Origin of the sequence: Niveibacterium microcysteis (assembly GCF_017161445.1) — a bacterium.
In the GTDB taxonomy this organism is placed as follows: domain Bacteria; phylum Pseudomonadota; class Gammaproteobacteria; order Burkholderiales; family Rhodocyclaceae; genus Niveibacterium; species Niveibacterium microcysteis.
Map to the genome: position 1 here is coordinate 2508253 of NZ_CP071060.1, position 21775 is coordinate 2530027.

The 21775-nt window shown below is 59.5% G+C and carries 23 protein-coding genes; 3 read left to right on the top strand and 20 right to left on the bottom strand.

The annotated features are described in order from the left end of the window. Window positions 1–60: 60 nt before the first annotated feature. Window positions 61–1521, bottom strand: coding sequence for an IMP dehydrogenase (gene guaB, locus JY500_RS11315; RefSeq protein ID WP_172202691.1), 1461 nt, complete (start codon window positions 1519–1521; stop codon window positions 61–63). Between the two features lie 82 nt (window positions 1522–1603). Between guaB and JY500_RS11320 the strand changes: the two genes are divergently transcribed. After that, a complete protein-coding gene (locus tag JY500_RS11320; RefSeq protein WP_206252404.1) occupies window positions 1604–2044 on the top strand; it encodes a DUF4124 domain-containing protein in 441 nt (146 codons plus the stop codon). A 49-nt stretch (window positions 2045–2093) separates the two neighbouring features. Here the strand turns inward: JY500_RS11320 and JY500_RS11325 are convergent, their stop codons facing one another. Beyond that, a complete protein-coding gene (locus tag JY500_RS11325) occupies window positions 2094–2405 on the bottom strand; it encodes an RnfH family protein (RefSeq protein ID WP_172202693.1) in 312 nt (103 codons plus the stop codon). Beyond that, window positions 2398–2844 carry a type II toxin-antitoxin system RatA family toxin gene (locus JY500_RS11330; protein ID WP_172202694.1) on the bottom strand — a complete coding sequence of 149 codons (447 nt, stop codon included), beginning with the start codon at window positions 2842–2844 and terminating at the stop codon, window positions 2398–2400. Before JY500_RS11330 ends, JY500_RS11325 begins: the two co-directional genes overlap by 8 nt. A gap of 79 nt (window positions 2845–2923) precedes the next feature. On the opposite strand from JY500_RS11330, the gene smpB reads away from it, so the two are divergent. Beyond that, complete coding sequence (gene smpB, locus JY500_RS11335) at window positions 2924–3373, top strand: SsrA-binding protein SmpB (protein ID WP_172202695.1); 450 nt, start codon at window positions 2924–2926, stop codon at window positions 3371–3373. A gap of 46 nt (window positions 3374–3419) precedes the next feature. Here the strand turns inward: smpB and ppsA are convergent, their stop codons facing one another. Beyond that, window positions 3420–5789 (bottom strand): phosphoenolpyruvate synthase, encoded by a 2370-nt coding sequence (gene ppsA / locus JY500_RS11340; protein ID WP_206252406.1) that lies wholly within the window; start codon window positions 5787–5789, stop codon window positions 3420–3422. 112 nt (window positions 5790–5901) lie between these two features. Between ppsA and ppsR the strand changes: the two genes are divergently transcribed. Next, window positions 5902–6732, top strand: coding sequence for a posphoenolpyruvate synthetase regulatory kinase/phosphorylase PpsR (ppsR, locus tag JY500_RS11345; RefSeq protein WP_172203137.1), 831 nt, complete (start codon window positions 5902–5904; stop codon window positions 6730–6732). Here the strand turns inward: ppsR and JY500_RS11350 are convergent. The 16 genes from JY500_RS11350 to rpsB form a co-directional block, all read right to left on the bottom strand. Next, on the bottom strand, window positions 6726–7523 hold the full coding sequence (locus tag JY500_RS11350) for a TrmH family RNA methyltransferase (protein WP_206252408.1): 798 nt from the start codon (window positions 7521–7523) through the stop codon (window positions 6726–6728). The two genes, ppsR and JY500_RS11350, sit on opposite strands and share 7 nt — an antisense overlap. Before the next feature lie 41 nt (window positions 7524–7564). Continuing rightward, on the bottom strand, window positions 7565–8158 hold the full coding sequence (gene rnhB / locus JY500_RS11355; protein WP_425493204.1) for a ribonuclease HII: 594 nt from the start codon (window positions 8156–8158) through the stop codon (window positions 7565–7567). Window positions 8159–8160: 2 nt separating this feature from the next. Further along, on the bottom strand, window positions 8161–9315 hold the full coding sequence (gene lpxB / locus JY500_RS11360) for a lipid-A-disaccharide synthase (RefSeq protein WP_206252412.1): 1155 nt from the start codon (window positions 9313–9315) through the stop codon (window positions 8161–8163). Beyond that, a complete protein-coding gene (gene lpxA, locus JY500_RS11365) occupies window positions 9315–10085 on the bottom strand; it encodes an acyl-ACP--UDP-N-acetylglucosamine O-acyltransferase (RefSeq protein WP_206252418.1) in 771 nt (256 codons plus the stop codon). The genes lpxB and lpxA overlap by 1 nt, the downstream gene beginning before the upstream one ends. Continuing rightward, window positions 10082–10519, bottom strand: coding sequence for a 3-hydroxyacyl-ACP dehydratase FabZ (gene fabZ / locus JY500_RS11370; RefSeq protein WP_218044788.1), 438 nt, complete (start codon window positions 10517–10519; stop codon window positions 10082–10084). The genes lpxA and fabZ overlap by 4 nt, the downstream gene beginning before the upstream one ends. 5 nt (window positions 10520–10524) lie before the next feature. Further along, a complete protein-coding gene (gene lpxD, locus JY500_RS11375) occupies window positions 10525–11550 on the bottom strand; it encodes a UDP-3-O-(3-hydroxymyristoyl)glucosamine N-acyltransferase (protein ID WP_206252420.1) in 1026 nt (341 codons plus the stop codon). Window positions 11551–11556: 6 nt separating this feature from the next. Then, window positions 11557–11994, bottom strand: a complete 438-nt coding sequence (locus JY500_RS11380) for an OmpH/Skp family outer membrane protein (protein ID WP_246479897.1) — start codon at window positions 11992–11994, stop codon at window positions 11557–11559. Window positions 11995–12071: 77 nt separating this feature from the next. Continuing rightward, window positions 12072–14366, bottom strand: coding sequence for an outer membrane protein assembly factor BamA (gene bamA / locus JY500_RS11385; RefSeq protein WP_206252421.1), 2295 nt, complete (start codon window positions 14364–14366; stop codon window positions 12072–12074). A gap of 8 nt (window positions 14367–14374) precedes the next feature. Further along, complete coding sequence (rseP, locus tag JY500_RS11390) at window positions 14375–15733, bottom strand: RIP metalloprotease RseP (protein WP_206252423.1); 1359 nt, start codon at window positions 15731–15733, stop codon at window positions 14375–14377. After that, window positions 15730–16920: a 1-deoxy-D-xylulose-5-phosphate reductoisomerase gene (ispC, locus tag JY500_RS11395; protein ID WP_425493205.1), complete on the bottom strand. Its 1191-nt coding sequence runs from the start codon at window positions 16918–16920 to the stop codon at window positions 15730–15732. The genes rseP and ispC overlap by 4 nt, the downstream gene beginning before the upstream one ends. Then, window positions 16920–17735 (bottom strand): phosphatidate cytidylyltransferase, encoded by an 816-nt coding sequence (locus tag JY500_RS11400; RefSeq protein WP_206252427.1) that lies wholly within the window; start codon window positions 17733–17735, stop codon window positions 16920–16922. Before JY500_RS11400 ends, ispC begins: the two co-directional genes overlap by 1 nt. Before the next feature lie 3 nt (window positions 17736–17738). Further along, on the bottom strand, window positions 17739–18515 hold the full coding sequence (gene uppS, locus JY500_RS11405) for a polyprenyl diphosphate synthase (RefSeq protein ID WP_172202706.1): 777 nt from the start codon (window positions 18513–18515) through the stop codon (window positions 17739–17741). A 36-nt stretch (window positions 18516–18551) separates the two neighbouring features. Continuing rightward, on the bottom strand, window positions 18552–19109 hold the full coding sequence (frr, locus tag JY500_RS11410) for a ribosome recycling factor (protein ID WP_172202707.1): 558 nt from the start codon (window positions 19107–19109) through the stop codon (window positions 18552–18554). 16 nt (window positions 19110–19125) lie between these two features. Beyond that, the gene (pyrH, locus tag JY500_RS11415) at window positions 19126–19842 is read right to left on the bottom strand and encodes a UMP kinase (RefSeq protein ID WP_172202708.1); all 717 of its coding nucleotides are present in this window, start codon (window positions 19840–19842) and stop codon (window positions 19126–19128) included. Between the two features lie 10 nt (window positions 19843–19852). Then, window positions 19853–20752: a translation elongation factor Ts gene (tsf, locus tag JY500_RS11420; protein ID WP_172202709.1), complete on the bottom strand. Its 900-nt coding sequence runs from the start codon at window positions 20750–20752 to the stop codon at window positions 19853–19855. 47 nt (window positions 20753–20799) lie between these two features. Then, window positions 20800–21555 (bottom strand): 30S ribosomal protein S2, encoded by a 756-nt coding sequence (rpsB, locus tag JY500_RS11425; RefSeq protein ID WP_172202710.1) that lies wholly within the window; start codon window positions 21553–21555, stop codon window positions 20800–20802. Between the last annotated feature and the right edge of the window lie 220 nt (window positions 21556–21775).

Sequence of the window (21775 nt, forward strand, 5' to 3'; positions counted from 1 at the left end):
GAATGCGCAAGGGGCAAGGCTCTCGCCTTACCCCTCGCGCGTACACTTCATCGACCGAACTCAGTCGATATGGTAATTCGGCGCTTCTTTCGTAATCTGCACATCGTGAACATGCGATTCGCGCATGCCCGCCGACGTGATTTCGACAAACTCAGCACGTTGATGCATGTCGGCAATCGAGGCGCAGCCCACATAGCCCATCGACGAACGCAAACCGCCCATCAGCTGGTGGATCACCGCGGTCACGGCACCCTTGTACGGAACCCGACCCTCGATGCCTTCCGGCACCAGCTTGTCGGCGTTGCCTTCGTTGTCCTGGAAGTAACGATCGCTGGAACCCTGCTGCATCGCGCCCAGGGAGCCCATGCCACGGTAGCTCTTGTACGAACGCCCTTGGTAAAGCACCGTCTCGCCCGGCGCCTCTTCGGTACCTGCGAACAGGCCACCGAGCATGACGCACGAAGCACCCGCTGCAATTGCCTTGGAAATATCGCCCGAGAAGCGGATACCGCCGTCGGCGATCAGCGGCACGCCCGTGCCTGCCAACGCGCTGGATACGTTATCAACCGCCGTGATCTGCGGAACACCCACGCCAGCGACGATCCGCGTCGTGCAGATCGAGCCCGGGCCGATACCGACCTTCACGCCGTCCGCGCCGTTATCAACCAGCGCGCGCGCCGCATCGCCAGTGGCGATGTTGCCGCCGATCACCTGCACGTTCGGGAAGTTCTTCTTGACCCAGTTGACGCGTTCGAGAACGCCCTGCGAGTGGCCGTGCGCCGTATCGACGATGACCACGTCGACGCCAGCCTCCACCAGCAACTCTGCGCGCTCCTCAGTGCCAGCGCCAACGCCGATGGCAGCACCCACCAACAAGCGGCCAAAGTTGTCCTTGGCGGCGAGCGGATGCTCGGTCGACTTCAAGATGTCCTTCACGGTCATCAGGCCGCAAAGCTCACCAGCGTCGTTCAGCACCAGCACCCGCTCAAGGCGATGCTTGTGCATCAGCGCCTTCGCCTCTTCAACCGACGCGCCCTCCTTGACCGAAACCAAGCGCTCGCGCGGCGTCATGATCGCCGACACGGGCTGGTCGTACTGCATCTCGAAACGCAGATCGCGGTTGGTCACGATACCGACCACGTGTTTGCCTTCGACCACCGGCAACCCGGAGATGCGGTGCTGGCGAGTGACGGCGATCACCTCGCGCACGCTCATCGTTGGCGGAACGGTAATCGGATCCTTGAGTACGCCGGACTCAAAACGCTTGACCTTGGCTACTTCTCGGGCCTGATCGCGCGGGCTCAGGTTCTTGTGAACAATACCGATGCCACCTTCCTGTGCGAGGGCAATCGCGAGGCGTGCTTCGGTCACCGTATCCATGGCAGCGGACACGAGCGGGATGTTCAGGCGGATGTTGCGGGTCAGCTGCGTTGCAAGGCTGACGTCGCGGGGCAGAACCGTGGAGTGTGCGGGGACGAGAAGGACGTCGTCGAACGTCAGCGCTTTCCTGACGAGTCGCATGGCTGTCATCCTTTCGGGCAAATACGTATTATACCGGGATGCCGTATTTGCCGGCAAATCAACGGTTTCCCGGAGCTCTTGCATGAAGCACCTGACTATCGCGCTGTTTCTGACCCTCATCGCTCAAGGCAACGTGTTTGCAAGCGAGGTCTACACATGGAAGGACAAGAACGGCCAGGTGCACTACTCGGATAAACCGCCGGCCGATGTGGATGCAAAGCTCATCCGCTCTGAGGCGCCGAATGCTGCCGGTAGCCCTTCAGCGGACCTGTCCAAGGCGGAGCGCGACTTCAAGGAACGCCAAGCCAAACAAGGTGACGCTGACAAGAAGAATGCCGAACAGGCCGCTCGCAAGGCCAGCAAGGACGAGGCGTGCAACAACCTGCGCAACCGCATCGCGCTGTTTGAGCAGGGTGGTCGCATCGCAACCCAGGAGGGCGGCGAGCGCGTATTCCTGAGCGACGACCAAATCGCGTCCGAGCTCTCGAAGATGAAGTCACGGCAGGATAAGGACTGCCGCTAACCCCGTGCAATAGCGGCAAAAAATCGGGGCCGTCAGGCCCCGATTTTGTTCAGGCCTCGCCGCCACCCTTCTTCATCACCTTGCCGTCCTCGGCACGCTTGCGCCGGACCTCTTTCGGATCCGCAATCAGAGGGCGGTATATCTCCACGCGGTCGCGCTCGCGCAGCACGGTATCGACCTTGCAGAGCTTGCCGAACACCCCCACCTTGTTCACAGCAAGATCGATTTCGGGATGCTTCTGAAGCAATCCGGACGCGTCAATCGCCTGCTGCAACGTGCTTCCCTGGGGCAGATTCACTCGCACAAGGTCCGCCTTGTGTTGGTGGGCGTAGAGCACTTCAACATGAATCGAGTCAGTCACTGCCAGCCTTCTTCAAAATCTGTTCTGCACGCTTGACGAACGCGTCGACAAAGGTGTTCGCAATATGGTGGAACACAGGCCCCACCGCCTTTTCGATCAGCTTGTTCGAGAACTCGTAGATCAACCGGAATTCGACCTTGCAGGCGCTGTCCCCCAACGGCGTGAACACCCAATCTCCTTCGAGGTGATGGAACGGCCCCTCCACCAGGCGGATATCCATGCGGCGCGGAAAGTCCTTCGCGTTCTCGGTCGCGAAATTAGTCTTGATACCGTGGTAATTCACGTGCAAGCGCGCGGAGGTTTGCTCATCGGTACGTCCGAGCACCTCTGCCCCCCCACACCACGGCAGAAAGAGCGGATAGTCTTCAACGCCGTCAACCAGTTCGAACATCTGGGCTGGCGTGAATTCAAGAAGGACAAGTTTGCGGACTTCCGCCATGAGCAGGGCGACGCGATTGCCGTATTGGTAGAATCCTTCATTTTAACGGGTCACACCGTAACGGGCATCCTGCACGCACATGAGCATCATCGACAACCGCAAGGCCACACACGACTACTTCATCGAAGAACGCTTCGAGGCCGGCATGGCGCTTGAGGGTTGGGAGGTGAAAGCGATTCGTGCTGGACGCGTGCAAATCAAGGAAGCGTACGTGATCGTGCGTGACGCCGAGATCTTCGTGATCGGGATGCACATCAGCCCGCTGCAGTCGGCGTCCACCCATATCAAGCCGGATCCAGTGCGCACGCGAAAGCTGCTGCTGCACGAAGCCGAGATTTCGCGCCTGATCGGCAAGACCGAGCGCGCCGGCTATGCGCTGGTGCCGCTGGACCTTCACTTCACGAAGGGTCGTATCAAGATGGCGATCGGCCTCGGCAAAGGCAAGAAGATGTTCGACAAGCGCGAGTCGGAGAAGGAGCGCGACTGGGAGCGCGAAAAACAACGCCTTGTTCGCGACAAGCGCGCATAAAGAAAACGGCGGGTATCCCCGCCGTCTTTTGTTGGCGCAAGGTCAGTCAGTGCTTGCGGTGCTCAGCAAGCTGCAACCAGGTATCGAGCACCGTATCGGGGTTCAGCGAGATCGACTGAATGCCTTCGTCCATCAGCCATTCGGCGAAATCCGAATGGTCTGACGGCCCCTGCCCGCAGATCCCAACGTATTTGCCGAGTCGGTTGGCCGTGTTGATCGCCATCTTGAGCAGTGCTTTGACCGCCGCATCGCGTTCGTCAAAGGCATGCGCCACGAGTCCCGAATCGCGATCCAGCCCGAGCGTAAGCTGGGTCAGATCGTTCGACCCGATCGAGAAACCATCGAAATGCGCGAGGAACTCCTCAGCCAGCAAGGCGTTCGATGGGATCTCGCACATCATGACGAGCTTGAGATCGTTAGCCCCACGGCGCAGCCCGTTCTCGGCGAGCAGATCCACCACCCCCTTCGCCTCAGCCACGGTGCGTACGAACGGCACCATCAACTGCACGTTGGTTAGCCCCAACTCGTCGCGTACGCGCCGCATGGCGATGCATTCGAGTTCGAAGCATTCGCGGTACGAATTCGCGATGTAGCGCGAGGCCCCACGGAAACCCAGCATCGGATTTTCCTCTTCCGGCTCGTAGATATCGCCACCGAGAAGCTTGCGATACTCATTCGACTTGAAATCGGACAGTCGCACGATCACGGGCTTCGGCCAGAACGCCGCAGCGATCGTGGCGACACCCTCGACCAGCTTTTCGATGAAGAACTGGCGTGGCGTGGCGTAACCACGGGCACGCCGGAGAATCTCGTCGCGTAGGCTCGCAGGCACCTGCGCCACATCCAGCACCGCCTTCGGGTGGATACCGATCATGTTGTTGATGACGAACTCCAGCCGCGCAAGACCCACGCCTGCATTGGGAATCTGTGCGAATTCGAACGCAAGCTCAGGATTGCCGACGTTCATCATGATCTTGACGGGGATCTCCGGCAGATGGCCGGTATCCCGCGTAACCACTTCGAACTCAAGGCGGCCGCGGTACACATAACCCGTGTCGCCTTCGGCGCACGACACCGTAGCGGAGTCCCCTTCGGTGAGCACTTCGGTGGCATCACCGCACCCGACGATTGCCGGGATGCCCAACTCCCGCGCGATGATTGCGGCGTGGCAGGTGCGACCGCCACGATTCGTGACGATCGCCGAGGCGCGTTTCATGACCGGTTCCCAATTCGGGTCGGTCATATCCGTGACCAGGATGTCGCCCGCCTGAACGCGGTTCATCTGCGACGCATCGGAAACGATGCGCACAACGCCGGCCCCGATCTTCTGACCGATCGCGCGGCCAGTGCACACGACCTTGCCGTGCTGCTTGATTCGGTACTTTTCCATCACATGGCCGGAGGTCTGCGACTTCACTGTCTCGGGGCGAGCCTGCAGGATATAGAGCTTGCCGTCGACGCCGTCCTTGCCCCACTCGATGTCCATCGGGCGTTCATAGTGCTTTTCGATGATCGCCGCATAGCGGGCCAGTTCGAGCACATCTGCATCGGTGATGGAAAAGCGATTCCGATCCTGTTCGGCCACGTCTTCGGTACGCGTTGAGCGGCCCGCCGCGCGGGATTCGGTGAACACCATCTTGATCAGCTTTGACCCGAGGTTGCGGCGCACGATCGCCGGTTTGCCCGCTTCGAGCATCGGCTTGTGGACGTAAAACTCGTCCGGGTTGACCGCCCCCTGTACGACGGTTTCACCCAGGCCGTAGGCTGCGGTGATGAATACGGCATCCTTGAATCCCGACTCGGTATCCAGCGTGAACATAACGCCCGAGGCACCGAGATCCGAACGCACCATGCGCTGCACGCCGGCAGACAACGCTACGTCTGCATGCACGAATCCCTTGTGCACCCGATAGGCAATCGCCCGGTCGTTGTATAGCGACGCGAACACCTCCTTGATCGCATGGAGGATGTTCTCGTAGCCGTGAACATTCAGGAAGGACTCCTGCTGGCCAGCAAACGATGCGTCCGGCAGATCCTCAGCGGTAGCGGAAGAACGCACTGCGAACGACCCCTCCCCTTCACTCGCGAGGCGTTCGTAGTGCGTCTTGATTTCACTTTCCAGCATTGCCGGAAACGGTGTGTCGACGATCCAGCCCCGGATCTGCGCCCCCGCGCTCACCAGAGCATCGACATCGTCGACGTCAAGACCATCAAGCAGTGCGTTGATACGCGCCGCGAGGCCGTTATGTGCGAGAAACTCGCGGTAAGCCGCCGCCGTGGTGGCAAAGCCGCCCGGAACGCGAACGTGCGAGGCAGCAAGCTGGCTGATCATTTCGCCCAACGAGGCATTTTTGCCCCCAACCTCGTGGACGTCCGTCATGCGCAGCGATTCGAACGGTATGACGTAGCGGGTCATTGTGCGGCCCTTTCGTTGTCAGTTATGGGTGTTGCAGGGAAAATCCCATTCTAGACAGCAATCTTGCTGCACCGCATCGACGTTTTCCCTGATCCCGGAGCTTGCCGTGTCCATTCAACAGCGCCCTACTCGCACCGTTTTCTTCATCTCAGATGGCACCGGGATCACGTCGGAAACCCTTGGGCACAGCCTGCTCTCCCAGTTTCCGGAAATGCGCTTTCGCCACGTCCGTATGCCCTTCATCGACTCCGACGACAAAGCCAAGGACGCAATCTTCCGCATCAATGATGCAGCGCGGCGAGACGGGGTAAAGCCGATCGTCTTCTCGACACTCGTCAACCAGGTCACCGCCGATACGCTGCGCCAAGCCGAGGCACAGTTCGTCGATCTCTTCCTGACCTTCATCGAACCACTTGAGATGGAACTGGGAATGAAGTCCGCCCACACCATCGGGCGTTTTCACGGCGGCGCCGATTCACGCAGCTACACGCAACGGATCGACGCAATCAATTTCACGCTGTCGCACGACGACGGTGTCTCTCACGAGAATCTGGAGGACGCGGACGTGATCCTGGTGGGCGTGTCGCGTTCGGGAAAGACGCCAACCAGCCTCTACCTGGCGATGCAGTTCGGCGTGAAAGCCGCGAACTATCCGCTGATTCCCGAAGACTTTGAACGCAACCGCCTGCCGCAAGAACTGTCGAAGCACCGCACCAAGCTCTTTGGCCTGACGATCACGCCGGAGCGTTTGTCTCAGATCCGGCAAGAGCGGCGGCCGAACAGCGTTTATGCGTCAGCTGACAACTGCAAGTTCGAGATCGAGGCGGCGATGCGGCTGATGCGCAGGGAGCAGATTCCCTTCATTGATTCGACGGCGCGCTCGATTGAAGAGATCTCTGCGAAGATCATCCAGGATATCCGCATCGACAAGAACGGCTACTGAGCGGGGAGCAAGCGCTGCCGGCGCTGCTCGAACAAGCAAACCGCCGCAGCGGCGGCCACGTTGAGTGATTCAATGCCCGGCGCCATCGGGATCAAGATACCCTGCCGCGCCGTCGCTGCCACAGGCGCAGAGAGCCCCTGCCCTTCGGCTCCAAATAGCCAGGCCGTAGGCGTGCGCAAATCCGTTTCAAACAAGGACTGGGCACCGTCCAATCGCGTGGCGGCAACGCGGCCCGGATAGGCCCGCAACAGCGGGGGCAGGTCGTCCACGCTATGGATCCGGACAACGAAGTGCGCCCCCATTGCTGCCCGCAGCACCTTAGGTCCCCACGCTTGCGCGCACCCCGGCCCGAGAATGACTTCCTTCACGCCCGTCGCAGCCGCCGTGCGCATCATGGTCCCGACGTTTCCAGCATCTTGCACGCCGTCGAGCACCAGCCAGTCCGTAGTCGGGTCCGGAGGCGTCTCAGGTTCTTGCCAATCAACACTCGCGAGCATACCGGACGGTGTCTCCACCGGGCTCAACTGGCGGAACAATGCGTCGGGTAGCAGGTAGCTCGACACGCCCGTTGAACGCGCCAACAAGCGCAGAACCTCGTCGGAATGGCGAGCAGATTCTGCAACCAGAATGTCGCCAAATCGCCAGCCTGCATCCATCGCGGCCGCGATCAGATGCGCGCCATCAATCAACGCCAGCCGTTCTTCCCGACGCGCTCGCGACGATTCGCCCAAACGCCGAAAGCGCTTGACGATAGGATTCTCGCGGGAACTGATTGGGTTGAGCGTCTGCACAGGCTCGGTCTCGGTCAGCGCAGGGCGGTGCCGCTTGGCACCTAGAACAGCTCGCCCTGCGCAAGAATGTCGCGGACGGGTGCATAACTGCGTCGGTAAAAATCCGGCACCCCATGCTTGCGCAGCGCCGCGATATGCGCCGCCGTGGGGTAGCCCTTGTGCTTGGCAAGGCCAAGCGCCGGGTACTGCGCGTCAAGCGACTGCATCTGCGCATCGCGCACCGTCTTGGCCAGAATTGACGCGGCCGAAATCTCCTCAACGAGCGCATCGCCCGACACGATAGCCTGCGTGGCGCAATTCAGCTGAGGGCAGCGGTTGCCATCCACCCACACCTCGTCCGGCAAGATCGCAAGCCCCTTCACCGCACGTTGCATGGCAAGCATTGTCGCGCCGAGGATGTTCAAACGATCGATTTCTTCCGGAGAGGCCTCCGCAACACACCAAGCCAACGCATGTTGACGAATCTGGAGTGCTAGGGCGTCGCGTTTCTTGGCCGTGAGTTTCTTCGAGTCGTTGAGACCCTCAATTGGACGTGATGGATCAAGAATCACCGCCGCCGCTACGACCGCGCCGCAAAGCGGCCCACGCCCAGCCTCGTCAACGCCCGCGAGGAGCCCACCTGGCCGCGGAGGCAAGTTCACCGACGCCCTCGACCAATCAGACTCAGGATGGCCTCGGCTGCGCGGCTCGCGTTGTCCTGGCGAAGGCTCAAATGGAGGTCCATGAAACGTTTCTGGAGTGCGACGACGCTGTCAGCGTCATCAAGCCACTTCAAGACACCGTTGGCCAGCTTCGTCGGCTCGCAGTCTTCCTGCAGATGTTCCGGCACGACGAACTCGCGACACAAAATGTTCGGCAGGCCAACGTAAGGCAGATACATCATCCGTTTGACGATCGAGAAGGTCCAACCGGCCATCTTGTACGCGATGACCATCGGCCGCTTGAGGAACGCAGCCTCCAGCGTGGCGGTGCCGCTCGCAAGCATGACGACATCGGAAGCGATCATCGCGTCATGGCTGTGTCCGAACATCAACGTCATCGGAAAATCTGGCCCCAAAGACGCGTCATGCATGGCTTGTTCAAACATCGTGCGCGTATCGCGCGTCACCAGAGGCACCAGGAAGCGCACGTCGGGCCGCGCCTCGTGAATCCGAACTGCCGCGCCGACGAAGTCCGCCGCGAGGCGGCTCACTTCGCCATTCCGACTGCCGGGCATCACGGCAACGATCTTCGCGTCGCGCGGTAAGCAAAGGCGCTCGCGCACGCCGACCCGGTCCGGCTCAAGCGCAAACTCATCAGCGAGCGGATGCCCGACAAAGGTGGCGGCCACGCCCGCGCGTTCGTAGAGCTCCGGCTCAAAAGGAAAGAGGCACAGGATGTGGTCCGCCGACTTGCGGATCCTCTTGACCCGCCCGCCTCGCCACGCCCACACCGAGGGACTTACGTAATGCACCGTCGGAATGCGCATCGCCTTCACGCGACGCTCAACGCCCAGGTTGAAATCCGGCGCATCAATCCCGATGAAAATCGCGGGCTGCTCAGCTTTGATCCGGGCCAGGAGCTGACGCCGAATCCCGAGGAGTTCGGGCACGCGCCGAAGCGCGTCGCCAATGCCATTGACGGCCAAACGCTCAGCCGGGAACCATGATTCCATACCTTCGCGCTGCATGCCCGGCCCACCAATGCCAACAAACCGAGCATCGGGCAGATGGCGCCTGATAGCAGCAATCAAGCGACTACCAAGTTGGTCGCCGGACGCCTCGCCAGCGACCATCGCAATACAGGTCGCCATCAGCGAACGATGCCGCGTCCGGCCGCAGAAATGAAATCGAGCAGCGGCTGCAGTTCCGGCGTCGCCACAGCGGCCTCGGCGAGTTGCTTGCGCGCTTCATCAAGCGTAAGCCCGGAACGATAAATCGTCTTGTAAGCGCGTTTGATTGCAGAGATCGCCTCGGCGGAAAATCCGCGCCGACGCAGCCCCTCGCTGTTCGTGCCATGTGTCGCGGCCGGGTTGCCGGACACCATGACATAGGGAGGCAAGTCTTGCAGCAGAATCGTGCCGCCGCCGCACATGCTGTGCGCGCCGATTCGTGCAAACTGATGCACCGCGGTCATCCCGCCAAGGATCACCCAGTCGCCCACCGTCACGTGGCCAGCCAGGGTCACGTTGTTCGCCATGATTGTCTTGTTCGCAACCTGACAATCGTGACCGATGTGAACCGACGCCATCACCCAGTTATCGTCGCCGATGCGGGTAACGCCGGCATCCTGTACGGTACCGGTATTGAAATTGCAGTATTCGCGAATCGTATTCCGGTCGCCGATCTCAAGTCGGGTCGGCTCACCACTGTACTTCTTGTCCTGCGGCATTTCGCCGAGCGAGCAGAACTGGAAGATCCTGTTGTCGCGACCAATGCGCGTATGGCCGGTAATGACCACATGTGGCCCCACGCGGGTTCCGGCACCGATCTCGACATGCTCGCCAATAACGGAAAAGGGGCCGATCTCGACCCCTTCAGCGATGCAAGCGCCCGGATGAACGATTGCAGTCGGATGAATCATTTCAGCCTCTTGAAGAAGCACATCAGATCGGCCTCAGCCACCGGCAGGCCGTCGACGTTTGCAACACCACGGTACTTCCAAAGATCACCTTTGTTCTTGACCAGATGAACGTCAAAAACCAGTTGATCGCCCGGCACCACCGGGCGCTTGAAGCGCACGTTATCGATACCGGCAAAGTATGCAACGGTGTTGCAGTCCGGCTTCATGTCGCGCGACTTGTAGGACAGGATCGCCGCCGCTTGCGCCATCGCTTCGATCACAAGCACCCCCGGCATCACCGGAAAATGCGGGAAATGCCCGGTAAAGAAGGGCTCGTTGATCGTTACGTTCTTGATCGCCTTGATCGACTCACCGGAGGTCATTTCAATGACGCGGTCGATCAACAGGAACGGGTAACGATGCGGCAGGTACTCCATGACCTCGCCGATTTCCATGATGCTCAAGGCTTCCTCTCCAGTTCTGCGATGCGCTTTTCTAATTCACGCAGCCTCGTCACCAACGCATCGAGGTGTCTGAAGTGGGCTGCGCTTTTCATCCACTCGTCATGCGGCATCGCCGGCATGGCTGAGGTGTAGATCCCAGGTTCTTTAACTGTCTTGCTGATCAAGGTGCGGGACGACACCACGGTATCGCTGGCCACTTCAATATGGCCGTTTATGCCTGCCTGACCGCCCACCATCACGCGGGCCCCGACAACGGTGCTGCCCGCAACACCGGAGCAGCCAGCCATTGCCGTGTGCTCACCCAGTTTGACGTTGTGGGCGATCTGCACCATGTTGTCCAGCTTTACACCGTTTCCAATCACGGTGTCGTCGAGCGCGCCACGATCAATGGTCGTATTGGCACCGACCTCAACGTCGTCGCCAAGAACAGCCCGGCCGATCTGGGGAATCTTCACCCAGGCCCCAGACCGCTCTCGGGCGTATCCGAAACCGTCACCACCAATGACGGCGCCGGAATGAATAATGCAGCGCTGCCCAATCACCGTCTCGTGATAGAGGCTGACGTTTCCATACAGCAACGAGTGGTCGCCAATCTTCGAGCCCGCCTCAACAACACAGCCGGGGCCGATGACCACGTGCTCACCGATTTCGCACCGCGGGCCAACATAAGCGAGCGGGCCGACACTCACCGAGGGCGGAATCACAGACTCGACGACCGCCGACGGGTGGATTCCTGCCTCCGGTTTGAGCGTCGGGTTGAGCAATTGCGCCAAGCGCGCGAAATACAAATAGGGTTGGTCGACGATGATCCGCGGCAGCTCACTCGCCGATTCTGCCGCAGGGGGCAAAACCACCGCCGACGCTCCTGTCGTCGCCAGCGCCTTGCGATACTTCGCACTGGCGAGAAACGCGATCTCGCCCGCTTGCGCTGACTCCAGACTGCCAACTTGACTGACTACGGTTGCGCCGTCACCAACGACGCGGCCGCCGAGGCGGCCGACAATTTCGACGAGAGTGGGCACGCCGGATTACTTCGCGTTAAGTGCTTTGATGACCTTGTCGGTCAGATCAACACGCGGGCTGATGTAGATCGCATCCTGAAGGATCGCATCGTACTTCTCGGCGTCTGCGATCTCGCGGATCGTCCGGTTGGCGCGCTCCAGAACGCTTGCCAGCTCTTCGTTACGTCGCTGGTTCAGATCTTCGCGAAACTCGCGTTGGCGCCGCTGGAACTCGCGATTCAGATCAGCGAATTCCCGCTCTTTCGTCTTCCGATCACTCTCGGACATCGTGACCGCGTTCTTTTCAAGATTCTCCTGCATGCCCTGCAGCTGCTTGGTGAGCTTCTGGAGATCCTGGTCACGCTTCTCGAATTCCTTCTCCAGCTTCTTCTGAGCAACCACCGCCGGCGCAGACTCCCGCAGAACGCGATCGGAATTCACGAATCCGATCTTGCTCTGAGCCATGGCGCTCGCGGACAGGCCAAGGGCCACAGCGACAGCCAGAACAGCACGAGTCTTTCTCACAACCGTCTCCTTCAGCATCAGAAAATGTTGCCCAACTGGAACTGGAAGCGCTGCGTCCGGTCGCCTTCCTGCTTGTTAAGCGGCTGACCGAAGCTGAACTTCAGCGGTCCGATCGGTGAAACCCACGCCAGACCTAGGCCCGCACTATACCGGATATCCGCATACTGGATTTTCTGGTCGGCACCCCAAACCTGACCGCCATCGACGAACAAACCCAAGCGGAAACTCTTGTCGATGTTGGTCATCGGGAGCGGGAAGAAGTACTCCGCACCATAGGTCAGCAACTGTGTCCCGCCGAGCGCGTTTCCGCTGCCCGATCGCGGCCCCAGTGAATTGTCGTCATACGCGCGGACCGAACCGATGCCACCAGCGTAGTAGTTCTTGTAGAACGGAACCGGAAGCCCACCGTACCCCGCCGCGTAAGACACGTTGCCATGGAACTGCAGCGTCGCATCCTTGAAGAACAACGGAATGAAATACTGTGCCTGGTAATTGGCCCGGTAGTACCGCTGCTCGGCAGGAGGCACAGCCACTTCGGTCTGAAGGCGCTGGTAAAACCCTGACACCGGCGTCAGGTAACTGTCTCGGGAATCGTACGACCAAGACGCCGTTAACAGGAACGTGTTGGTCAGTTCACCGAATTTGTTAACAAAGTCGATGTACTGCACATCACTCGAACTCGATACCGTGGTTCGGGTTGAGTCGAAAGATGCCCCGAAATAGATCGCATCATCTTCGGCAATCGGGTAACCGAAAGTCATGCCGAGACCAGACGACTGCGTCTTGTAATACGCAACATTCGTCGTCGCCGACGGGTTGTAATTACGGTGGTACAGGTTATAGCCGACGCTCACGCCTTCGGGTGTGAAATACGGATTTGTGTAGGACAGCACCAGCGTCCGGTTCGACTTACCCGTATTCAGATTCAGTGACAGTGCGTTGCCCGTTCCGAACAGGTTGTTCTGCGACAACGAGCCTTGCAACACAAGCTTGTCGGTCGTGGAGTAGCCCGCCCCCAACAAGAAATTGCCGGTTGCCCGCTCCTTGACCACGACGTTCAGGTCAACCTGGTCGCTGGTACCAGCGACCGGCTGAGTCTCCAGATTGGTCTCCTCGTAGAAGCCGGTTCGGTCGAGTCGCGCTTTCGAACGCTTGATCTTCGTGCCGTCATACCAAGCATTTTCGAATTGCCGAAGTTCGCGCCGAATCACTTCATCCCGAGTGCGTGTATTGCCCGAGATATTCACGCGCCGTATATAAACGCGCTTCCCCGGATCCACAAAAATCGTGAAAGCAACCTCACGCTTTTCTTTATCAAGCTCCGGCGCAGCATTGACGTTAGCGAACGCATACCCTTCATTAGCGAGGCGTTCGGTTATCGAACGAGTCGTCTCGGTGAGCTGATCCCGAGAGAAGATATCGCCCGGACGAAGTGCAACCAGGGCCTTTGCCTCGGCATCGGAAATAATCAGATCACCCGCAATCTTAACGGCGGAGACTTTGTATTGCTCACCCTCTGCGACCGCAATTGCGATATACACATCCTGCTTATCGGGGGTGATTGATACCTGAGAACTCTCAACGGAGAAGTCGAGATACCCGCGATTGAGGTAGTAGCTGCGAAGGCTCTCGAGATCACCCTGAAGTTTAGGCTTCGAGTATTCATGCCCTTTTGACAGCCAGTTAACCGGGGGGAACCAGTGCTTCGGCCGAGCCGAAATCTGCCCCTTCAAATCCGATTCCGAAAAGACCTTGTTGCCAGTGATACTCACTTGCTTGATCGCAGCGATCTCACCCTCAACAATCTTGAACTTGAGCGCGACCCGGTTGCGCTCCAGCGGCGTGATCTCGGTAACGATCGTGGCGCCGTAGTAGCTGCGGTTCAGATATTGCCGCTTGAGTTCCTGCTCAGCGCGCTCCAATAGGGCACGATCGAGAATTCGCGACTCAATGATTCCCGCGTCCCGCAATCCCTTGCGCAGGTTGTCGCCATCAAAGGCACTGTTGCCCTCGAATTCAATCGAGCCAATTGCCGGTCGTTCGTCAACGACAACCACCAGCACGCCGCCGTCCACCTCAAGGCGTACGTCCTTAAAGAAGCCGGTAGCGTAGAGCGCTCGGATCGCCTGTGCAGCACGCTCCTCGCTCAGCTTCTCCCCGACCTTGACCGGCAAGTAGTTGAATACAGTACCGGCTTCGGTGCGCTGCAGACCTTCAACCCGAATGTCTTTAACAACAAAGGGATCGAACGCCCAAACGGAATTTGCAGCAAAAAGGGACAGGAACAGCCCCGGAATCAACTTGAGTCGCATTGGGAGAGTCAGGACAACAACCGGGTGATGTCGTTGAAAAAAGCGAAGGCCATCAGGCTTGCCAGCAGCGTAAACCCGATCTGCTGGCCGATTTCCATGACTTTCTGTGAAACAGGGCGCCGCATCAGGATCTCGGCCAGATAATACATGATGTGTCCACCGTCCAGCAGAGGGATCGGTAACAGATTGAGTACCGCAATACTGATGCTGATGAGCGCCAGAAAACGAATGTAGGCATCCGCACCAAGCTTGGCCGACTGCCCTGCGTAGTCGGCGATCGTCACCGGCCCGCTGATGTTCTTCAGGGACACATGTCCGGTGATCATCCGCCCCAACATCTTCAGCGAGAACCCGGCCATCTCCCAAGTCTGGCGAGCCGCGCGCCCGAAGGCCTCGACTGGGCCGTAGCGAAGCTCAACCAGAAGCCGGTCGCGCCAAGCACTATCAGCCTGCACAGCTACACCAATTCGCCCGATCGTGTTTCCTTGGTCGCTATGGGCTTCCGGCACGATCGAGAACGACTTGAACTCGTTACCACGTCGCACCTCAATCGAAAGTGCCCTGCCCGGTGAAGCGCTGACGCCACGAACCAGATCGTCCCAGCCCTTGAGGGGATTGCCATCGATGCTCAGAACACGGTCACCCGAAAGAATCCCCGCCTTGGCCGCCGGACCACCCTCGGCGAGACTTCCGATAACAGGGGGCACGTCCGGGCGAAACGGAGCAAGGCCGAGATCCTTTAGCGGATCCGCTCGCTCCAGGTCGTCGCCCAAGCCCTCAGTGGCAAGCGTAACCATCCGCTCCCCACCATGCGAATGGAGTTTGAGGTCAACCGTTTGATTGTCGACCAGATGACGAACCAACACCCAGCGAACGTCGGACCAAGACCGCACGGATTGAGCACTGACCGCAACGATTTCATCGCCAGCTTGCATCCCCGCCTTGCCGGCTGGACTCTCAACGGAGGGCTGCGCAATGATGGGGCGCAGTTCGGTCACCCCCTGCATGAAGCCGATCCAGTAGATCAGCACTGCCAGCAACAGGTTTGCTGCGGGGCCAGCAGCGACTATCGCCAACCGACGCCAGACGGACTTCCGATTGAAGGCTTGTGACAAATCGGACGTCGGAACGGGCGCTTCACGTTCATCAAGCATTCGGACATAACCGCCCAAGGGCACCGCACAGAGCACCCACTCGGTGTCTTCAGGCGTCTTCTGACGGCGCAACAAGACGCGGCCGAAGCCCAATGAGAACCTGAGCACCTTGACGCCGCAGAGTCTTGCGACTGCGAAGTGGCCAAACTCGTGGACAGTAACCAGAACACCAATCGCAAGAGCGAACGCACCGACGTACCAGAGTATCGTCACGCAGCGCCTCGCAAACGCTTATCAATGAATGCCTGCGCCATTCGACGTGCAGAACCATCCGCCACAAGGACGTCCTCCAGCGATTCCGCCTTACCCGTATCGCAGGAATCCAGCACAGCCTCAACCGTTGACGCGATATCAAGGTACGAGATCTGTCGGTCAAGAAACGCCGACACTGCGATTTCGTTGGCAGCATTTAGCACCGTCGGCGCCAACCCATCGGCCTTCAGTGCGGCGTAGGCCAGCCGGAGACACGGAAAACGATTCAGATCGGGCGTCTCGAACGTCAGGGCGGCGATGGAAGCGAAATCGAGCGGTGCAACGCCTGAAGCAATACGCTGCGGATACGCCAAGGCATGCGCAATCGGAGTCCGCATATCCGGATTGCCAAGCTGAGCTACGACCGAACCGTCCGCATACTGAACCATCGAGTGGATCACGCTTTGCGGATGAATCACCACATCAATTCGATCACCGCCAATGCCAAACAACCACCGCGCCTCGATCACCTCAAGGCCCTTGTTCATCATGGTGGCCGAATCGACAGAGATCTTTCGCCCCATCACCCAATTCGGATGCGCGACAGCCTGATCAGGCGTGACTGATTTCAGCTGCTCGATCGGCCAAGTCCTGAACGGCCCACCGGAGGCAGTGAGCAATACCTTCGTGACACCAGCCTCTTCAAGGCCATACTCAAATTGAGAGGGCAAAGACTGGAACACGGCATTGTGTTCGCTGTCGATCGGCAGAACTGTCGCTCCCGACTGTCGAGCCTCATCCATGAAGAGGCGCCCAGACATGACCAAGGCCTCCTTGTTTGCCAGCAATACACGCTTGCCAGCCCGAACGGCTGCAAGCGTAGGCGGCAAACCCACCGCCCCAACGATGGCCGCCATCACGGTGGTGACTTCGGCATGGGTAGCGACTTCACACAAACCGCCCTCGCCGACCAGCAGTTCGCATGTGACACCGCGTTCGATAAGCATCAGACGAAGCGACTCGCGAGACGCCAAGTCCGGCACCACGGCAAAGGTCGGGCGAAATGCGGCTATTTGCTCCGCCAGCTTTTCAAGCTGCCGAAACGCGGTAAGCGCAAAAACCCGATAGCGATCCGGGTGGCGCGCCACGACGTCGAGCGTACTGGTGCCGATGGATCCTGTCGCACCCAGAATGGTCAAGTGCTGCATCATGAGCCTGCAAGCCGCCAGACGAGTGCCCAGAGCGCCACCAGAGGTAGCGTTGAGGTCAGGCTATCGATACGGTCTAGAACTCCGCCGTGCCCCGGCAATAGCCCAGACGAATCCTTCAGGCCGGCCTGTCGCTTGAGCAAAGACTCAAACAAGTCGCCGATCACGCTCAGGGCCGAAAGAGCAAGCAGCAACATTAGCGCAATCGGCCAACCCAAGCGCTGCGGGACGAACGGCATCCACACGGAAAACACCACCGCCCCGTAGAGCAAGACACCCGCCAGCCCAGAATAGACACCTTCCCAGCTCTTTCCTGGCGAAATCTCCGGTGCGAGCTTGCGCCGACCAAAAGCCCGCCCACCGAAATACGCCGCAATGTCCGCCACCCAGACCACAGCCATGACCGCCAACATCAGCCAGACATTTGCCTCGCGCAGGCGGGCAAGGGCAACGGCAGAAGGCAGAAGGATGACTAAACCAAGAATCAGCGGCAGGACTGCGCCACCAGAAAGACGCCAACGCTGCTTGAGCCACGGCGGCGCCACCAGCATCCAAAATAGCGCCGATAGCACGAACAGCGCCGCATCAATAGCAGGCGAGGCGATCGCCGCGAACGCGACCACTGCTGCTGCGACCACCACCCCGTAACCCCAGCGGACAGCAGAAGGAAGATGAAACAGACCCGCCCATTCCCAGGCTGCCGCTAAACCAAGCGCACCGCAGGCAATCCACCAGCCATTAGTCGGCAGATAGAACACAGCGGCGAGCAGCCCCGCCAACATCAACAGGGCTGTAATGACACGTTCGCGCAGCATTGCTTACTCCGTCGCGCTTGGCGTTTGTTCCTGCACTTGCTCACTAGTACGGCCGAAACGCCTCTCGCGCTGCCGATAGGAGTCAAGCGCAAGGTCGAACGCTGCCGCATCGAACTCGGGCCAGAGGGTGTCGGTGAAATAGAACTCGGTGTAGGCCAGCTGCCAGAGAAGGAAGTTGCTGATGCGCTCCTCCCCTCCGGTGCGGATGAACAAGTCCGGTTCCGGAGCATCGGAAAGCGCCAAGTAAGGCGCGAGATCCTCCTCCTGAAACCCTGATTGCTTTGCAGGATGGGCGGCCAACATCGACTCGACCGCGTTCAGGATGTCCCAGCGACCACCGTAATTTGCGGCGATCGTCAGCGTCAATCCACTGTTCTCGAAGGTCAATGACTCCGCATCGGCAATCATCTGCCGAATCTGCTCGTCGAATTTGCTCAGGTCGCCGATGACCCTGAACCTGATGTTATTGCGGTGAAGCTTTGCAATTTCTTGCTGCAAGGCCTTCAGGAACAGGTTCATCAAGAAACTGACTTCGTCGGCTGGACGACGCCAGTTTTCGGAACTGAAAGCAAAAAGGGTCAGGTGACGAATACCGCGATCGATACACGCCGACACGATCTGCCGGACGGTCTCGAGCCCGCGCTTATGGCCAGCCACGCGCGGCATGAGACGTTTGCGCGCCCAACGCCCGTTGCCATCCATGATGATCGCGACGTGCTGCGGGACCGCACTGACGGCCGGCACGTCGCGTGTGCTGCTGAAGAATCGGCTGAGCGCCATGGTGGAATGAGACTCCGCCTAAGGGTTGGCGGGTCTTTAGACCTGCATCAGGTCTTTTTCTTTCTCGGCGAGCAGCTTGTCGACTTCGGCTACGTAGCGGTCGGTCAACTTCTGGATATCTTCCTCGGCGCGACGCTCGTCGTCCTCCGAGATCTCCTTGGCCTTAACCGCCTCCTTGAGGTGGTTGTTGGCATCACGGCGCAGGTTGCGGACCGCAACGCGCGCGTTCTCCGCCTCGCCACGAACCACTTTGATCAGATCCTTGCGGCGCTCTTCGGTCAATGCAGGCATCGGCACACGAATGGTGTCGCCCATCGTTGCAGGATTGAGGCCGAGATCGCTATCACGAATCGCCTTCTCAACCTTGGCCAGCATCGTCTTCTCCCAAGGCTGCACGCCGATCGTGCGCGCATCGAGGAGGTTAACGTTGGCAACCTGATTCACCGGCACCATCGAGCCGTAATAATCAACTTGCACATGATCAAGCAAACCCGTGTGGGCCCGCCCGGTCCGAACCTTGCCGAGATCGTTCTTCAACGCCTCGACAGATTTCTGCATTTTTTGCTCGGTGTTCTTCTTCAGGTCAGCAATCATGTCATGAGCCCTTGATTCAGATATGCACCAGCGTGCCTTCGTCTTCGCCCATTACCACGCGCTTGAGCGCGCCGGTTGCGAAGATGCTGAAAACCTTGATCGGCAACTTTTGATCACGACACAACGCAAATGCCGTTGCATCGAGAACCTGAAGGTTGCGCGCGATCGCCTCATCAAAGCTGATCTTGCCGTACCGCGTCGCGGACGGATCCTTCTTGGGGTCAGCGGTATAGATCCCGTCAACCTTTGTCGCCTTCAGCACGATCTCCGCGCCGATCTCGGCACCGCGAAGCGCTGCGGCGGTATCCGTCGTAAAGAACGGATTGCCGGTACCGGCTGCGAAGATTACAACCTTGCCGTCTTCCAGGTAGCGAATCGCCTTGCCCCGAATATAGGGCTCTACGACAGCTTCCATATTCAACGCGGACTGAACGCGCGCAACAACCCCTACATGCTTCATCGCATCAGCAAGCGCCATGGCGTTCATGACGGTTGCAAGCATTCCCATGTAGTCCGCCGTCGCGCGGTCCATTCCACTGGCCGCGCCAGCCATACCACGGAAGATATTCCCCCCGCCGATGACCACACCGACCTCAACCCCGAGGCTCACCACCTCCGCCACCTCCTGAACGATCCGGGAAACGACGTCGCGATTGATGCCAAAGGCATCATCGCCCATCAGGGCTTCACCGGAGAGCTTGAGCAGAATGCGGCGGTAGGCGGGAGCAGTCATGGGGCAGTCCTCAGCGTTGTGCGGCGGCGGCAGCGGCTTGCGCCGCAACTTCTGCTGCAAAGTCGGTCGTCTTCTTCTCGATGCCTTCGCCAACGATGAACAGCGTAAAGCTGTGCACCGTTGCGCCCTTGGCCTTGAGGAGTTGCTCAACCGTCTGCTTGCCGTCCTCAGCCTTAACGAAGACCTGGCCGTACAGCGTCACGTCCTTGAGGAATTTCTGCACGGTACCTTCGGCGATCTTCTCGAGCATCGCCTCCGGCTTGCCGGCTTCCTTGGCCTTCTCGATGGCAACGCGACGTTCGGTCTCGATCAGTTCGGCGGAAACGCCGGAAGCATCCAGGGACTTCGGCTTGTTGGCAGCGATGTGCATAGCCAGATCCTTGGCCAGCGCCTCGTCACCACCCTCGACGTCGATCAGCACGCCGATCTTCGAGCCGCCGTGGATGTATTGCGCAACCTTGCCCTTGGCCTCGATGCGCACAAAGCGGCGGATCGACATGTTCTCGCCGATCTTGCCGACCAGTGCGGTACGCACCGAGTCGACAGTGCCGTCACCGAGCGGCAGCGCCGACAGCGCAGCGACGTCGGCCGGCGCCTTGCTGGCAACCAGCTCGGCGCAGTCACGAGCGAGCTTCAGGAAGTCGTCGTTCTTCGCAACGAAGTCGGTTTCGCTGTTGATTTCAACGATCGAAGCAAGCTTGCCATCGGCCGAGATGAACGTGGAAACCACGCCCTCGGCGGCGACGCGTGCAGCAGCCTTGGTCGCCTTGCTACCGAGCTTGACGCGCAGAATCTCCTCAGCCTTGGCCATGTCGCCAGCGGCTTCGGTGAGCGCCTTCTTGCATTCCATCATCGGAGCATCGGTCTTTTCCCGAAGCTCCTTAACCATGCCTGCGGTAATTTCCGCCATGCTGACTCCTTAAATTCAGTTAATGCAGTGGAAAGATCCGGAGCGGCTTAGGCCTGCTCTTCGGTGCCTTCGTCCACTTCAACGAATTCGTCTGCTTCACCAGCGGCAACGATCTCGTTGATCACCTGGCTGCGACCTTCCAGAACCGCATCGGCGACGCCACGGGCGTACAGACGGATCGCGCGGCTCGAATCGTCGTTACCCGGAATCACGTAATCGACACCTTCCGGCGAGTGGTTCGTATCGACCACAGCAACAACCGGAATGCCAAGCTTCTGCGCTTCGGTGATCGCAATCTTGTGATAGCCGACGTCGATGACAAACAGTGCATCGGGCAGGCCGCCCATTTCCTTGATGCCGCCGATCGACTTCTGCAGCTTCTCGAGTTCGCGCGTAGCCATCAGCGCTTCCTTCTTCGAGAGCTTCTCGATCGAGCCATCCTCAACCATCTGCTCCATTTCCTTCAGACGCTTGATCGACTGCTTGACCGTCTTGAAGTTGGTCAGCATGCCGCCGAGCCAGCGCTCATCGACAAACGGCATGCCAGCGCGCTGCGCTTCTTCAGCGAGGATCTCGCGGGCCTGACGCTTGGTGCCAACGAAGAGAATGGTGCCGCGATTGGCTGCCAGCTTGCGCGTGAAAGCCATCGCCTCCTGGTACTTGGCCAGGGTCTTCTCGAGGTTGATGATGTGAATCTTGTTGCGATGGCCAAAAATGAACGGGGCCATCTTGGGGTTCCAGAAACGGGTCTGGTGGCCGAAGTGAACACCGGCTTCCAGCATCTGGCGCATAGTCACGGACATATTGATTCTCCGATCTAAGGGTTAGCCTCCGTCCCTGGTGGCCGCGCAGAGATCGCGACCTCAGCCCGCCGATGCGGGACCCTTTCAACAGGGACGTGCGTAGTTCGCCACACCCCCCATGGGTGCAGCCAAGCCCGCGATTGTAGCAGGTTGCACTACCATCGCTCAAGCCGCGCGCGCGTGACAGATGGCCGGATATGGCCGATGCCAGCGAAAGCAG